The sequence below is a fragment of the Bradyrhizobium betae genome, from assembly GCF_004123905.1.
GTDB lineage: Bacteria > Pseudomonadota > Alphaproteobacteria > Rhizobiales > Xanthobacteraceae > Bradyrhizobium > Bradyrhizobium betae_A.
Genome location: NZ_MZXW01000022.1, coordinates 339,297 through 352,845 on the forward strand (window position 1 = coordinate 339,297; position 13,549 = coordinate 352,845).

Here is a 13,549-nt window from a genome sequence, read left to right on the forward strand (position 1 = left end):
CCGCATTAACGACCGTTCACAGCCGCCGACCCGGCATGTTTTACAAATTGTAAACGAGGACACCCCTGCCCCCGCCAAGCACGTCGCCCATCATCGTCTGGGTTCGCGATGACCTCCGCCTGTCCGACCACCCCGCCCTGCACGCCGCCGCGAAGACCGGCGCGCCGGTGGTCTGCCTTTACGTGCTGGATGACGCGGCCGGGCGTGCGCCGGGCGGCGCGGCGCGGTGGTGGCTGGCACAGTCGCTGCGGGCGCTCGGCGCCGAGATCGCCGCGCGCGGCGGATCGCTGGTCCTGCGTAAGGGACCGGCGGCCACGGTGATCGCTGACGTCGCGCGCGAGAGCGGCGCCGGCGCCGTCTACTGGAACACGATCGCTCAGGCCCCGCATCAGGCTGTGGAGAAACAGCTCGAAGCGTCGCTGGCAAAGCTCGGCGTGGACTCGCAAAGTTTTCCTGGCGACCTGCTGGTCCCGCCCTCGGCGATCCGCAACAAGGAAGGCCGGGGCCTGCGCGTGTTCACGCCGTTCTGGCGGCGGGTGCTGTCGCTTGGCGATCCGCCCAAGCCGCTGCCTGCGCCGAAGGAGCTGCGCCAGGGTCCGAAGCTCGCCAGCGACGGGCTGGAGAGCTGGAAGCTCGAGCCGACCAAGCCCGACTGGGCCGGCGGTCTGCGCGAGAGCTGGACGCCGGGCGAAACTTCGGCTCGCGCCCGCCTGCGCGACTTCCTCAAGCACACCGCGCGCGGATATGTCGGCGATCGCGACCGTCCGGATCGCGAAGGCACCTCAGGCCTGTCGCCGCATTTGCGGTTCGGCGAGCTCAGCCCGCGTCAGGTCTGGCACGCCGCGCGATTCGCCGCGGCCGAGAATCCCGCGCTCGGCCCCGGCATCGAAAAGTTCCTCAGCGAACTCGGCTGGCGCGAATTCTGCCGCCATTTGCTCCACGACCATCCGAGCCTTGCCACCGAAAACCTGCAAACCAATTTCGACGGCTTCCCCTGGAAGGGCGACAAGAACGCGCTTGCCGCCTGGCAGCGCGGGCACACCGGCTACCCCATCGTCGATGCCGGCCTGCGCGAGCTCTGGCACACTGGCGTGATGCACAACCGGGTGCGGATGGTGGTCGCGTCCTTCCTGGTCAAGCACCTGCTGATCGACTGGCGCGACGGCGAGAGCTGGTTCTGGGACACGCTGGTCGATGCGGATGCCGGCAGCAATCCCGCCAACTGGCAATGGGGCGCCGGCTGTGGCGCTGACGCAGCGCCCTACTTCCGCGTGTTCAACCCGACGCTCCAGGGCGAGAAGTTCGACCCTGACGGAACCTATGTCCGGCGCTGGGTGCCGGAGCTGAAAGATGTGCCGGCCAAGCTGATCCACCAGCCCTGGCAGGCGACACCGATCGAGCTTGCGAGCGCCGGCGTTACGCTTGGCAAGACCTATCCGCAACCGATCATCGACCATGCAAAGGGACGCGAGCGCGCGCTCGCCGCCTATGCAAAGATCCGCAAAGGTTGAGCGTCGCTTTGACACAATTATGAAACCCGCTATCGTCATCACTCCATACAAACCGTGGGGGACGATATGGACGACGAGAAGCCGGTCACCGAACAGGTGATGGAGACAATGACCACCGCCGTGGAAGCGACCAAGGACGCAGCCGTTACCGCCGTCAAGAAGGTGAAGAAAGCCGCCAAGAAGGTCGCGAAGAAAGTAGCGCCGAAGAAGGCCAAAAAAGCCAAGAAGACTGCGAAGAAGGCTGCAAAGAAGTCGTCAAAGAAAGCAGCCAAGAAGAGCGCGAAGAAGGCGGTGAAGAAATCCGCGAAGAAGGCCGCCAAGACAAAAAAGAAGGCCAAGAAGTCCAAGCGCTGATCGCAGCACTTGAAGCAGGTCTCCGGGGGCGCCCGGAGACCTCGCCCGCGATCCCCCTAGCCCTGCTTCTTGTCGGCGCGCCGGCCCGGGTGATGCTTGCCTTGCGGATCGCGAAATTCGCTGCGATGGCCGCGCCGGTCTTCGGCATTGAACCGCCGCCGCTTCGCCGGCGAGCCGAACGCCCTGATCACCTTCCGGCCATTGACCTTCTTGATGACGTAGCCGCCCTCGGTCATCGAGAACGGCTCGTTCAGCGTTCCCTTGTGGTCGAATTTGGTGCCCCGGGGATGCTTGAACGGTTCGAACCAGGACGGATAGACGAAGTTCGACATCTCGAAGCCGCTGACGTGGAAGGAGTCCTCCTCCACGGCGTCGCAGACCTCATAGGCATATTGGGTGTTCGGGTTCTTGTCGGCCCAGAGGTTGGCCATGGGGTCGAGCACCATCTCGAACAGCTCGTGCGAGGCCGCGACGCTGACGGGCTCATCGCCCAGCGCCTTGACGAAGATCTTTGAGATCGGCTGGCCCTGATGCGTTAGCTCGTGGCGCCCGAGCATGTTCTTGTGCGAGGCATCGTCGAAATAGACCAGTTGCCAATCCGCGGGCTTCGGCGTCTTCGTGACATAGAGGTCAACCGGATAGCCCCACACCGGCAGGAAATGCCGGTCGTAGCATTTCTGGAGCGCCGCGGTGAGCTCGCGCATCATGCGGCCGCTGATCGTCTCCTCCGCGTAGTTGATGCAGGCAATCCGGACCGGCTTCAGGGACCTGCCGAGCAGCGCACGTCTCGCCTTTTTCATGAAAATCACCGTTGCGAAAGGGAAGCTGAAATAGGCCCAGCCTAACACGGTGCGCCGCGCACGTCAGGGATGTATTCAGACGCAGCCTAGAAGCGCCGGTTGACCACGAACACCGCCGCCGCACACATCGCCATGCCGGCAATCGCCAGGGCATCGAGCTTCTCGCCGAACAGCAGATAGGCCATCAGCGCCGTGACGGCGGGCACGAGGTAGAACAGGCTCGCCACCGATGTCGCCGCGGCGTGGCGGATCAGCCAGTACAGCAGTCCGATCGAGCCGATCGAGAGCGCCACCGCGAGCCAGGCCAGTGCGAACACGAATTCCCGCGTCCAGTGCACCACGCGGTCCTCGAACAGGAAGGCACCGATCGCGAAGAAGATGGTGACGGCCACGTACTGCACGAGATTGCCCGCGCGCCAGTCGATATGGTTGCAGTAGCGGCGTTGGTAGAGGGTGCCGAGCGTGATGGAGATCAGCGAGACCACCGAGGCGAGCCAGCCGAGCCCGGCTTCGCCGGTCATAGGACGATTGTGCAGGATCAGCACCACGCCGCCAAGGCCGAGCACGAGGCCGGCCCATTGCACCGGCGTCACCTTCTCGCCGAGCCAGCGGTTGGCGATGGTCGAGGTCAGGATCGGCTGAAGGCCTGGGATGAGCGCAGAGAGCCCGGCCGGAATCGAATGAGCGATCGCGATTGCCGTGCCGCCGAGATAGAAGCCGTGGACGAGGATGCCTGCGACCGCGCTATGCGCGATGCCGATACTATCAGGCCATTTCGGCCGCGCCACGCCAACAATGATCGCCATCAGGCCGACCACGATCGCCATGCGGATGGCGAGATAGGTCAAGGGATCAGCGTTGTTGATGACGTATTTGGTGCCGATGAACCCGGTGCTCCACAGCAGCACGAACAGGATCGGCGCGGCGCGGGCGGTCAGGGCTTCTTGATTATGGTTCATTGCCGCCCTCATTGCCCGATGGAGGCCGATGCGGCAATGCGAATTTCGGCGAGTTTGGTCCTGACGATGCTGCGCTGCGACAGCCTCAGCTCAGCCGCTCACCATTCTTCCGGACAGGGGTCGATGATCTTCCAGAGGTCGACGCCGTTCTTGATCTTCTTCATGTCGGTGGTGAGCCCGCCATTGCGGCGGATCCAGTCCTTCACCGTGTCAGGATAGTAGGACATCAGGTCGGACGTCCCTTCCGAACTGGTGACCTTGATGCCGAAGGTGAAGGCCTTGTCGTAATAGGCCTGGTGGAAGCCGAGGCTGGCGCGCGGCGTCACGCAGATCTTGTTCATCGGCACGATGCCGAGCACGAGCGTGCAGGCCGAGTTGCAGATGCCGTCGATGATGACCCGCTCGCCCTTCTCGCGGACGCGCTTGTACTTGGTCTTGTATTCCTCGACATAGCCGCCGTGGTCGCGGGTGATATGCAGCTCGGCCCGCGCCGGCATGGCGGCGGCGAGGCAGAGCAACAGCAGGCTCAGAAGCGTGATGCGCATGGCGAGGTGACGGCGAAACCTTGCATGAATGGACCGGCCTCGAAGGACCCCAAGGGGCCGGCAGGAATCTTTAACCGAAGTCTCTTTGGTCACACTTGTGTGGGGAATTCGTTAAGCATCCCGAAAAGGCCAAAAATGGGCAGGCCTGGAGGGCGCATCGGGCAATTCTGTCACACCCACCCGGAAATCTGCGGGACTGGCTCGGTTTTCCGGCCGCCCGACGGGTGCCCTGGCGGCCTGAAATGGCTATAACGGCTGGGTTATTTACGCGGGTTCCGGAGAATCGAGATGAGCACGTTGAAGCTTGTAGCCGCAGTTGCTGCCCTGTCGGCCGCAATCCTCGCCCCCAGCCTGGCGGAGGCACGGGGACATCACCGGTACCACCGCTACACCACCAACCCGCTGCCCTACCCGATCAGCTACGTCCACAATTACGGCCCCGGCATCACCCCCGGCACCTTCGCCTATTACGACGGCCCGTCGACCAACCATTGCTACCAGAGCTCGGCCGCCTATGTCGGCCAGGACCGCCGCCGGCATCCCTGCTACTGAGGGCCGCCGGCGCGTCCGCCAAGGGCGTCGCTATTTCGCCGCGCCCGACAGCAGCAATTGCCTCGCGATCTCGTAGACCGGCAGCTTGACGAGGTCCTTGCCGACCTCGTTCTGGAGAGCCTTCCGCACAACGTCGGAACAATCGGCGCGGATCATGCCGAGCGCCCGCGGCGAGGCCACCATGGTCAGGGCCGAGGTCTCGCCCGCGCTGACGGCGGCATCAAGCCGACCGGCCAGGCTCCGCAGGAAGGCGCGCTCTGCCTCATCGTGCCAATCGGTTTGCTCGACCGAGCTGCGCGCACCGCCGGCGGCCGCATGCAGCCGGCCCGGCGCATCGGTCCCTTGCGCGCTGGTCGCGGGATTGGGCTGCTCGTGCACCTCCCTGGTGTGGAGGTGCGGAAACATCTCGTCGCCGAGGTTTTCCAGAATGAGCGCCTTGCGCCCGTCGCACACGACCAGCCAGTCGCCCTTGTCCAGTCTCCATCTTGTCCATTGCACAGCTCCAAGCATCTGTGAGCCTGCCCTTCGAATTTCTCGAAAGACTGGCCACGACGACAAGATTAGGGACGAAGTAGCGCCGGCGAATTGCGCAGGATCAAGCATCGCAGCAATGTTCGCGGGGGCAGCGCCAGCGCAGACGCAGCATTGGTCACCCGCGCAAACCTGGGATAGTCTAGGGGCGCGTGAGGTCAGGGCTGCGGCGGCTGCCAGCTGAAGATTTGTTCATCAGCATTACATTTCGGTTCCGCCACAATTTGATCAGAACAACTTCGATATCCTGTATTGCGTAAGCGGAGGAAGACATCATGAACTTTAAGATTGGCCTCGTCGCCGCATCCCTGTTCGGTGCCATCATGGCATCGCCGGCGGCGTCCGCCATGCCCATCGCGCCCGTACCTGCTGTGCCGCAGGCCTCCGACGTCGAGCAGGTCCGTATGGTCTGCGACGCCTGGGGACGCTGTTTCTGGCGCCCGAACTATGGATACTACGGCGCGCCGGCGCCGTATTACGGCCCGCGCTATTATGGATATGGTGGGCCACGCTATTATGGCCCCCGCTATTACGGGCCACGCTATCGCCGCTGGTGATTCATGAGGGGGCCTTCGGGCCCCTTCGCTTTTGCGAGATGCGGGTGGCGATGCGCTCTTGCGATCTGGAGCGGCTCCAAAACTGATCTAGATCAAGGACGACGAGCCCCGTCCCGTCATGCTGCGCCGATGGCGGATCTTATTGTTTTCCGATGCCCCCAGACGGGCATGAATGTGCAGACGCATCTGGAGAAGCAGCAGAGACCCGAAGGGCGCAGCTTCGAGTCCTTCGCCTGTCCCGCCTGCACGCGCCTGCATTTCATCGACCTCGCCTCCGGCCAGCCAATGAGCCGGGACCGTTGAGGGTGACATCGATTTGCCGCGCAGCGTGGCATGATGTCCGCAATACTACGGCCAGGAATCCGGTTTACTGAATCGTCATGTTTCGCCATTGATGGCGATGTACCGACGTTCATTTCATTGTCACATTTCAGCATCCGGCCAGGCGCATGTTTTTCGACGCTCTCGCCCCCCTCTTCCGCACTTCAGTTGGTCCAGTTCGCCGATGTCGACGCGTTTCGGCCGGCCGAGCAGTTGGAGGATGCCCGCAGCATTCCCCTGGACGTCGCGAATTTCGCGGCAGCCCGCGCGGTCGTGAACCTGCCGGGGTGCCGGATCATCGTGGCACGGTCGTTTGCGCGCATTCTGGAGACCACCTATCGCGCGCCGGGTGGCATGGTGATCCTGCCGATGACCGACGATCTGCGGGCCTCCTCGAGCGGGATCGATCTCGACTCGCGCATCTTCATCGCCTTGCGCGGCAATCATCATTGCCATTTCGTCGAGCATCAGACCAATTACCACGCGCTGATCATGTTCTCACCCGCGCTGCGGGATCGCGGCTGGTTCGATCGCGCCGATGCACTGTGGGTTCGCATCGCAGACCCGGCTGCGCATCTTCATGCCCGACAGCTTGTGCTCGATATCCTGAGGACCGCGTCCGTAAATCCCTACATGTTCGAAACGCGAGAGGTCGCCGCACACCTCCAGGAAGGCCTGCTGCTCGCCTTCGACGACCTGTTTCAAATTGACCCGATGTCGGCGCGCAGCGCCCCCTGTGCAAGCGCGCGATCCGCCAGGCTCGTGCAGCAGATCGACGATTACGTCGCAGCCTATCCGACCTCACCGATCTATACCGCCAATCTCGCCGACGAATTCGGCGTCTCGGTTCGGACCCTCAGCGGAGCGGTGGCCAAGGTGCGCGGCATGAGCCTGCATCAATACATACGCCTGAAGCGGCTGTGGGCCACCCGCACCCAGCTCCTCAGGAGCAGTGGCGCATCGGTTGCGACCTGCGCGCGCGCTCAGGGCTTTCATCACCTGGGCGAGTTCGCCTCCGCCTACCGCGCGACCTTCCACGAGGCACCCTCGGATACGCTGGCACGGGGGCGGCAGACCGGTCTTCGGGCAGGTTGACACACACACACCGACGCGCCAGCCGGCACGCGCGTCGAGCGTCGTGGAACCAGTTCCTTCGCGCCACGTTACAGCCTCAGGCACCCCGCGCATCCTGCACGCGGGGTTTTTCTCGCCGTCAACCAAGGGGTTCAGGGAAGCGAATGTCCATCAGCCGCAACGTCCTGTTTCTGATCATCGGCGCTCTGGTCGTCACGGCGGCCGTGCTTGGCTACAATCTCTACCAGGCGAAGAAGCAGCCTGACGGCCTGCAGATCAATGTCGGACCCAATGGGTTGAAGATCCAAGGCAAGTAAGTGGGGGTGCACGGACCAACCAGGCCGGCCCTGATCGCCCCGGCCTGACGAATGGCGCGCTCGGAAGGATTCGAACCTCCGACCCTCGGAATCGAAATCCGATGCTCTATCCAGCTGAGCTACGAGCGCCCTGGCCCGGCAGACGGACCGTGGCCGAACGCCACCTGACGGTGCTGGACTGCCATCGCCGGCCGACGTTCGGACGCGTTCGAATTAGCAGAGAGGCTGCCCAATAAAAAGCCCTCCCCGCCTCGATCGAGGCGGATCAAAGACACTGTCACCAGGTCGTGTTGAACAGGCCGAAATGCGGCTGCTGCGCCACCATCATCGGCCGGCCGAACTGCGGTCCGCCATACTGATACTGCGGCGCCGGGGGGCGTGCTCTGGCAACCTTGCGCTTGGGCTGAGCCTGGGCCGGAGCAGCCTGCGCTTGAGCCTGCTGGGCCTGGATCTGCGGCTTCGCCTCGCCCTTCCTGGCCGAGGCGGTGTCGACCTTCAAATTGGGCGTGAACTGGGCGAACGTCTCGCGCACCCGGGCCTTGGCCGACATCTCGGCAAGGGCCGGCGACGCGGCATCATGCACCGGAGGCTGAGGGGCAGCGACAGAGGCGGTCCTCACCACAGGCGCGGCGATCGTCGGCTGACTGGTGTCGAGCACGACACGCTCAGGCAGATGGCGATCGGACCGAATCCGGATCAGGGGTTGATCGTTGCTAGCGGTCGCAACCGCTTGCGCGACGGGTGACGCCGGCACGAGGTAACTCACCGCGAACAGCAGTGTGAGCAGGGCTCCACCGACAAAAACGAAATACCGAAAGATGGGCATTGGCCACGCTCCGCCCCCCGCATCCCCGCGTGGGCTCTTCGCCTTAACAGGCGATACTCTAATTGGTTCCTACACCCAGCCTTTGGTTCAAATGGCAACGCCAGGAATTTTGACCAAGGGGCAATAACGGTAACTTTTCCGCTACCCGAAAGCGCCGGCCTTTACGCGCGCCGGGCCGCAACCAGCGAACACTTCGCCTGATCGGCATTCACGTTGACGAAGCCGACAGGAATGCGCGCAAAGGTCTTGCGGCTCTTCATCGTGACCGTGTCGGCCAGCACGCGGCTGCGGTCGGTGAGATGACTGCCATCGCGTCGTGCGAATGCGCAAACGATCTCCAGATCCTTTACGGCATAGTCATTGTCGTTTCGCAGCGTGAACGTCACCAGCGCCTTCGAGCCGAGGCCACCGCGGCGCCAGGTCTGCGATGAGACCTTGAGACGATCGAGCTCAGCCGAAGCTTGGGCAATCGGCGAGGCCACGGCTGCCGCATCGCCAGGGGCAGCCGGTTCGACGGCTGCCAGCTCCGGCTTCACCGGCTCAGTGCCGTTGCCCTTGGAGAGGGGCAGCAGCATCCAGACGCTGCACCCGACGATGATCGCAGCCATCAGCCAAAGCAGGCTTCGGCCCAACGACACGCTCGCGACCGTCACGGCCCGCGCCAAGCGCTCACCGATCCCGGCGAAGCGTCCCAACCCTGTCAGGTCAAGCCTGGCGTTCATGGGTATCACCGATGGTGGCCGAAACAGATTCGACGACGGACCAGACCACTGCTTACCTTAATCCGGCACACGAACTAAGGTTCCCGCGCTTCATGCGAGTCGGCAAGGACGGTAGCGATCACTGCCTGAGGCCGCTAACATGCGCCGCAACATCCAAAGCCCCCGTTGGGAGAACATGAAATGCCAGTCGCCGTCACCTGGGATCACGTCCATCTGCGCAGCCCCGATCCGGAGGCCACGGCGGCCTGGCTGCAGGACATCCTCGGTGGCGAGGTCGTGCGCGCGCCGGGACGGATCGACGTGAATCTCGGCGGCGCAAAAATCTTCATCGCGTCGCTCGAGGGCGACAACGCCGTCAACCCGCCGCCGCCGCACCCGCATCAGGGCCTCGACCATTTCGGACTCACGGTAAAGGACATCGACGCCGTCGCGGCCGAGATCAAGGCCAAGGGCGTCACCTTCACGCGCGAGCCGACGACGATCCGCCCCGGCGTACGCATCTGCTTCATCCGCGGCCCCGAAGGCATCTCCATCGAGCTGCTCGAGCGCGACAAGAAATATACCTGACGCGGCACGAGCCGCATCAGGTAACAGCGAGGCTTGGCGGCATGCCGCCTGGCGCGCTTATGTCATGCTACCGGGCATAAAGCAGCGGATGGTCACGCCCATGTAGCCGTAGATCGGCCAGACCATGGTGCGCCCGACCCGGTTCGGCTCAGAGATCACGGCCTCCTCCGGCACGTCGACCCAGACCAGCTCCTGCTGCTGACCATCGAGCACGTAGCCGAGGCGCGGGACGCGGACACGATAGTGTCCGTCCTTGCTGTCCCAGTCGGAGTCCGAGAGCGCCGAGCCGTCGGCATCCGAGCAGCATGGCCCCTTGCCGCTGCGCAGGCCGTCGAACCAGGCCTTCAATTCGGCATTGGTGTTGACGAACTGACCGCGGTCGCGTGCATGCCCCAAAGGGGCTGCGAGCGCGATCAGAGCCATGGCGCAAGCCAGCCTCGTCACGCTTCGCCAGCGTGTCGCGTTGCCTGTCCTCCATTTTTCGCTTTTGCATGTCGTGGAACGCGCACTGTACAGACGCGGCTCATTGCCGCCGGAATAGATCCAGTTGCTCACGTTTGTCTTGCTCCAGCACCCCGCGGCCAGTGCAACTATGGTTATGCATGTTGCGGGCCAACTCTGATTCGCAACTGTCAGCCTCGCCCCATGATGAGACAGTCATAAGTGCGTCACAGACAAGCCGGGACAATTACGGTTTGAAGACTTGCCAACCGCAAACTGCCACGTTGCGCCAGGGGATGCGCTTTGGCATAAAAGCGCTACCGGTTACGCCACTGGGCGATGGCGGCCGGCCTCGGGACGTTATGAAGAACGGCCTCTATTCGATCCACGTCAACCTGCTCGATGGTCGAGTCGGCAAGGGCAGCGGCGTGATTCTTTTCCGCGACGGCAAGATCCTCGGCGGCGATGCCTACCTCTATTACACCGGCAGCTACGTGGTGAAGGACGACCATACCTTCAAAGGCGAGGTGCTAGTGCAACGGCACACCTCGCCGCGAGGCGACGACAATCCACTGTTCGGCGGCCCTGCCCCGGTCGGCATCGGCGTCAGCGGGACCTACACGGATACGCGCGCGGAGATGACGGGCACTGCGCTGGTCGGCAAGGCGAGCCTGATTTTCGGCGCCACCCTGCACAAGCTCGCAGAGGCCGATTAGATCACTCCGCGGCCTGCTCCAGCGGCGCGGTGCGCGGCAGGATGATCTGGATGCGCGTCCCCTCGCCTTGCTCTGAATCGAGATCGAGTCGCCCGCCAAGCCGGTTGGTAACGATGCTGTAGACGATGTGCAGCCCAAGGCCGGTACCGCCCTGATCGCGTCTTGTGGTGAAGAACGGATCGAATGCGCGGCGGCGAACGTCGAGCGACATGCCGCAGCCATTATCGGAAAAGATGATCTCGACATTGTCCTTGCCGGACGCGCGCACCTGGATGTCGATGGTCCCGGGGCGGCCGTCGGGGAAGGCGTGCGCCACCGAATTGAGAAACAGATTGGTCAGCACCTGACCATACGGGCCGGGATAGCTGTTCATCGTCAGATCGGGCTGGCACTCGACATTGAGCGTCAGATTGTGTTTGCGCAGTCCCGGCCGCAGGCTCATCACCACCTGCTCGGTGAGATCGCCGAGATCGAATGAGCGCTGGTCCGAATAGTTGCGGTCGGCGGCGACCTGCTTGAACGACTGGATCAGCTCGGCGGCGCGGTTGAGATTGGAGACGAGCTGCGAGGATGCATCGCGGCTGGTGTTGAGGAAGTCGTTGAGCGTGGAGCGGCGAAGCTCGCCGCGCTCCACTTCCGACGTGAACATCGCGGTCTTGCGCTCCAGCGCGGAGGCGACCGTGAGGCTGATGCCGACGGGATTGTTGACCTCGTGCGCGACGCCCGCGACGAGACGTCCGAGCGCAGCGAGCTTCTCCGCCTCGATCAGCGAGGCCTGGGTCTCGCGCAGATTGCGCAGCGCGGTCTCGGCGGATTCCTTGGCCTTGCGCATTTCCTGCTCGCCGCGCTTGCGCTCGCCGATGTCGAGCGCCACGGTCACGATCCGCTCGATCTCGCCCTCGGCATCGAGCAGCGGCAGCTTGTTGACCAGCCATTGCCGCATGTTGCCGGAGGCATCCTTGTATTCTTCCTCGTAGAAGCCGAGCCCCTTGCGGAGGCTGAGCACGCGCTTGTCGTTCTCGTCGGTCTTGGCCGCGCCATAGCGCGACATCAGGTCCGCCGTGGTGCGGCCGAGCGCGTCGCCGGGCTCGATGCCGAAGATGCCGGCCATGTAGCGGTTCATCAAGACATAGCGCAGATCGCGGTCCTTGACGTTGATGACCGCGGGCACGGTGTCGATGACCTGCTGGAGCAGCCGCCGTCCTTCGGCGATGGCGTCTTCCGCCCGCTTCTGGTCGGTGATGTCGCGCAGCGTGCCCTCGTAGCGGACGATGTTGCCGGCCTCGTCCCGCACGCCGGTGGCGCTGTCGGAAAGCCACAGGATATTGCCGCTGCGCTGGCGCACCTGGTACTCGAACTCGCGCACGATGCCGTCGCGCGTCATCAGCCGCTGATATTCGACGCGCGCCTCAGGATGGACGTAGATGGTGTGGGCGATGTCGTTGATGCTCTCGATCAGCTGTTGCGGGCTGTCATAGCCCATCATCCGCGCCAGCGCCGGATTGGCGTTGAGGAGATCGCCGGACGGCGTCGTGACATAGATGCCGTCGACCGAACCCTCGAACAGCTTTCGATAGCTCTCTTCGGCCAGCCGCTGCTCGGTGAGCGCGCGCACGGCCGCCTCGCGCGCGGTGTCGGCCTCCTCCAGCGCGCGGCGGAACACTTCGGCGGCGCGTGCGATGTCGCCGATCTCGTTGTCGAGGTCGGCGGACGGGATCGAGGTGTCTTTCTCGCCGGCGGCGAGCGCGCGGATCGACCTTGCGATCTTCGCCAGCGGCCGAACCGTCCGCCGCACCACGAAGGCGGCCGCGACCATGCCGATCAGCACGCCGATGGTCCCGAACACGATGCTCTGCCATCGCGCCTCGGTCAGCGTGCGGGCGAAATCGCGCGACAGCACGTGACCACGCCTTGCGCTGACCTCGCGCAGCAATTCGGTGACGCGGCCGATCAGCCGGCCCTCGGTGCCCAGCACCTCGCGGTCGATATCGGCGATCTGCCTTTCCCGGACCGCCACCGCAATGATCGCCTCGGCGTAGTCGTTCACCGCCGCCCTCAATTTGGCATCCGCGATGTCCATCGTCCGCATGTTCTGCGCAGCCTGCTCCGCCGCGGACGGGTTGCGCGCGAGCAGCCCGAGCGCGATCCGGCTTTGTGCCTCCGACAGGCGGGAGGCCAGCTCGCGGTCCGCCGTGGCTCCGACGGCCGCGTCGAACTGGTCACGCAACGGCGGCAGCCCGGCGAGCAGCTGGGCGCGGCGGTCGATCAGGGTCGAGATCCGCTCAAGGCCATTGCGATAGGTCGCAAGGCGCTCGGTGACGCCGTCGATCATGTCCTGCTGCTCGGGAGCGAGCTCGATGCGGGTCTTCTTCAGGATATCGCTCAGCGTCGAGGCCGCCTCGCCCACCTGCTTGAACTGGATGCCGGCGCCGGGATCGGTGACGAAGTCGCGCGCGGCGAGCCGCAATTCGTTCATGCGGCGGTCGATGTCCTCGGCGAGGTCGCCGACGCTCTGGAGCCGCTGCAACTCGGCGAAGGTCGTGTCGATGTGCCGGATCGCGATCACGCTCGCGGTCGAGGTGACGATGATCACCGCCAGCACCAGGAGGAAGCTGCCGAAGGTGAGCTGGCCGATGGAGAGCGAGAATGTTCGCTTTTTCTCAGGGGTCGGCGTCAATTCGGCGGACATTGGGGCTTTTGAGGAACCGGGCTACTGGAGGGCCCAATATACGACGTATTGCGGCCCCGGGGGAACA

Annotated in this window: 15 protein-coding genes, 1 tRNA gene and 1 pseudogene; 8 read left to right on the plus strand and 9 right to left on the minus strand. The window is 64.1% G+C overall.

Translation table 11 applies throughout. The annotated features are described in order from the left end of the window. Window positions 1–119: 119 nt before the first annotated feature. The gene (locus tag B5V03_RS21310; RefSeq protein ID WP_245502289.1) at window positions 120–1,511 is read left to right on the plus strand and encodes a cryptochrome/photolyase family protein; all 1,392 of its coding nucleotides are present in this window, start codon (window positions 120–122) and stop codon (window positions 1,509–1,511) included. 66 nt (window positions 1,512–1,577) lie between these two features. Beyond that, window positions 1,578–1,865, plus strand: coding sequence for a histone (locus B5V03_RS21315; RefSeq protein WP_164988173.1), 288 nt, complete (start codon window positions 1,578–1,580; stop codon window positions 1,863–1,865). A 56-nt stretch (window positions 1,866–1,921) separates the two neighbouring features. On the opposite strand, the gene B5V03_RS21320 is transcribed toward B5V03_RS21315, so the two are convergent. From B5V03_RS21320 to B5V03_RS21330, 3 genes are all read right to left on the minus strand, one after another. Beyond that, the gene (locus B5V03_RS21320; RefSeq protein WP_164988174.1) at window positions 1,922–2,665 is read right to left on the minus strand and encodes a hypothetical protein; all 744 of its coding nucleotides are present in this window, start codon (window positions 2,663–2,665) and stop codon (window positions 1,922–1,924) included. An 86-nt stretch (window positions 2,666–2,751) separates the two neighbouring features. After that, a complete protein-coding gene (locus tag B5V03_RS21325; RefSeq protein WP_129272349.1) occupies window positions 2,752–3,624 on the minus strand; it encodes a DMT family transporter in 873 nt (290 codons plus the stop codon). Window positions 3,625–3,722: 98 nt separating this feature from the next. Beyond that, a complete protein-coding gene (locus B5V03_RS21330) occupies window positions 3,723–4,169 on the minus strand; it encodes a hypothetical protein (protein WP_129272350.1) in 447 nt (148 codons plus the stop codon). A gap of 288 nt (window positions 4,170–4,457) precedes the next feature. On the opposite strand from B5V03_RS21330, the gene B5V03_RS21335 reads away from it, so the two are divergent. Continuing rightward, window positions 4,458–4,721: a hypothetical protein gene (locus B5V03_RS21335; RefSeq protein WP_129272351.1), complete on the plus strand. Its 264-nt coding sequence runs from the start codon at window positions 4,458–4,460 to the stop codon at window positions 4,719–4,721. Between the two features lie 30 nt (window positions 4,722–4,751). On the opposite strand, the gene B5V03_RS21340 is transcribed toward B5V03_RS21335, so the two are convergent. Then, complete coding sequence (locus B5V03_RS21340) at window positions 4,752–5,231, minus strand: host attachment protein (RefSeq protein ID WP_129272352.1); 480 nt, start codon at window positions 5,229–5,231, stop codon at window positions 4,752–4,754. A gap of 296 nt (window positions 5,232–5,527) precedes the next feature. Here B5V03_RS21340 and B5V03_RS21345 point away from each other — a divergent pair, with 296 nt between their 5' ends. The 3 genes and pseudogenes from B5V03_RS21345 (at window position 5,528) to B5V03_RS41555 (ending at window position 7,521) form a co-directional block, all read left to right on the plus strand. Continuing rightward, entirely contained in the window at window positions 5,528–5,809 is a 282-nt protein-coding gene (locus B5V03_RS21345) for a hypothetical protein (protein WP_129272353.1), read from the plus strand. 449 nt (window positions 5,810–6,258) lie between these two features. Further along, a pseudogene (locus tag B5V03_RS21355) lies at window positions 6,259–7,225 on the plus strand (helix-turn-helix domain-containing protein). Window positions 7,226–7,368: 143 nt separating this feature from the next. Continuing rightward, window positions 7,369–7,521 (plus strand): hypothetical protein, encoded by a 153-nt coding sequence (locus tag B5V03_RS41555; protein ID WP_164988175.1) that lies wholly within the window; start codon window positions 7,369–7,371, stop codon window positions 7,519–7,521. A 52-nt stretch (window positions 7,522–7,573) separates the two neighbouring features. Here the strand turns inward: B5V03_RS41555 and B5V03_RS21360 are convergent. From B5V03_RS21360 to B5V03_RS21370, 3 genes are all read right to left on the minus strand, one after another. Then, a tRNA-Arg gene (locus tag B5V03_RS21360) sits at window positions 7,574–7,650 on the minus strand. 148 nt (window positions 7,651–7,798) lie between these two features. Beyond that, window positions 7,799–8,347 (minus strand): hypothetical protein, encoded by a 549-nt coding sequence (locus tag B5V03_RS21365; protein WP_129272354.1) that lies wholly within the window; start codon window positions 8,345–8,347, stop codon window positions 7,799–7,801. Window positions 8,348–8,508: 161 nt separating this feature from the next. Beyond that, on the minus strand, window positions 8,509–9,069 hold the full coding sequence (locus B5V03_RS21370) for a hypothetical protein (RefSeq protein WP_129272355.1): 561 nt from the start codon (window positions 9,067–9,069) through the stop codon (window positions 8,509–8,511). Window positions 9,070–9,249: 180 nt separating this feature from the next. Here B5V03_RS21370 and B5V03_RS21375 point away from each other — a divergent pair, with 180 nt between their 5' ends. After that, window positions 9,250–9,636, plus strand: coding sequence for a VOC family protein (locus B5V03_RS21375; RefSeq protein WP_129272356.1), 387 nt, complete (start codon window positions 9,250–9,252; stop codon window positions 9,634–9,636). Between the two features lie 57 nt (window positions 9,637–9,693). Here the strand turns inward: B5V03_RS21375 and B5V03_RS21380 are convergent, their stop codons facing one another. Continuing rightward, on the minus strand, window positions 9,694–10,191 hold the full coding sequence (locus B5V03_RS21380; RefSeq protein ID WP_129272357.1) for a hypothetical protein: 498 nt from the start codon (window positions 10,189–10,191) through the stop codon (window positions 9,694–9,696). Between the two features lie 248 nt (window positions 10,192–10,439). On the opposite strand from B5V03_RS21380, the gene B5V03_RS21385 reads away from it, so the two are divergent. After that, window positions 10,440–10,793, plus strand: coding sequence for a GrlR family regulatory protein (locus B5V03_RS21385; protein ID WP_063986297.1), 354 nt, complete (start codon window positions 10,440–10,442; stop codon window positions 10,791–10,793). Window position 10,794: 1 nt separating this feature from the next. Here B5V03_RS21385 and B5V03_RS21390 read toward each other — a convergent pair whose 3' ends face one another. Further along, window positions 10,795–13,482, minus strand: coding sequence for a PAS domain S-box protein (locus B5V03_RS21390; protein ID WP_129272358.1), 2,688 nt, complete (start codon window positions 13,480–13,482; stop codon window positions 10,795–10,797). Window positions 13,483–13,549 lie beyond the last annotated feature (67 nt).

Bases quoted from the DNA above. Each gene is read 5' to 3' on its own strand.
- B5V03_RS21385 (WP_063986297.1), top strand. From the start codon at position 10,440: ATGAAGAACGGCCTCTATTCGATCCACGTCAACCTGCTCGATGGTCGA.
- B5V03_RS21320 (WP_164988174.1), bottom strand. From the start codon at position 2,665: ATGAAAAAGGCGAGACGTGCGCTGCTCGGCAGGTCCCTGAAGCCGGTC.
- B5V03_RS21375 (WP_129272356.1), top strand. From the start codon at position 9,250: ATGCCAGTCGCCGTCACCTGGGATCACGTCCATCTGCGCAGCCCCGAT.
- B5V03_RS21390 (WP_129272358.1), bottom strand. From the start codon at position 13,482: ATGTCCGCCGAATTGACGCCGACCCCTGAGAAAAAGCGAACATTCTCG.
- B5V03_RS21340 (WP_129272352.1), bottom strand. From the start codon at position 5,231: ATGCTTGGAGCTGTGCAATGGACAAGATGGAGACTGGACAAGGGCGAC.
- B5V03_RS21315 (WP_164988173.1), top strand. From the start codon at position 1,578: ATGGACGACGAGAAGCCGGTCACCGAACAGGTGATGGAGACAATGACC.
- B5V03_RS21330 (WP_129272350.1), bottom strand. From the start codon at position 4,169: ATGCGCATCACGCTTCTGAGCCTGCTGTTGCTCTGCCTCGCCGCCGCC.
- B5V03_RS41555 (WP_164988175.1), top strand. From the start codon at position 7,369: ATGTCCATCAGCCGCAACGTCCTGTTTCTGATCATCGGCGCTCTGGTC.
- B5V03_RS21335 (WP_129272351.1), top strand. From the start codon at position 4,458: ATGAGCACGTTGAAGCTTGTAGCCGCAGTTGCTGCCCTGTCGGCCGCA.
- B5V03_RS21325 (WP_129272349.1), bottom strand. From the start codon at position 3,624: ATGAACCATAATCAAGAAGCCCTGACCGCCCGCGCCGCGCCGATCCTG.
- B5V03_RS21365 (WP_129272354.1), bottom strand. From the start codon at position 8,347: ATGCCCATCTTTCGGTATTTCGTTTTTGTCGGTGGAGCCCTGCTCACA.
- B5V03_RS21345 (WP_129272353.1), top strand. From the start codon at position 5,528: ATGAACTTTAAGATTGGCCTCGTCGCCGCATCCCTGTTCGGTGCCATC.
- B5V03_RS21370 (WP_129272355.1), bottom strand. From the start codon at position 9,069: ATGAACGCCAGGCTTGACCTGACAGGGTTGGGACGCTTCGCCGGGATC.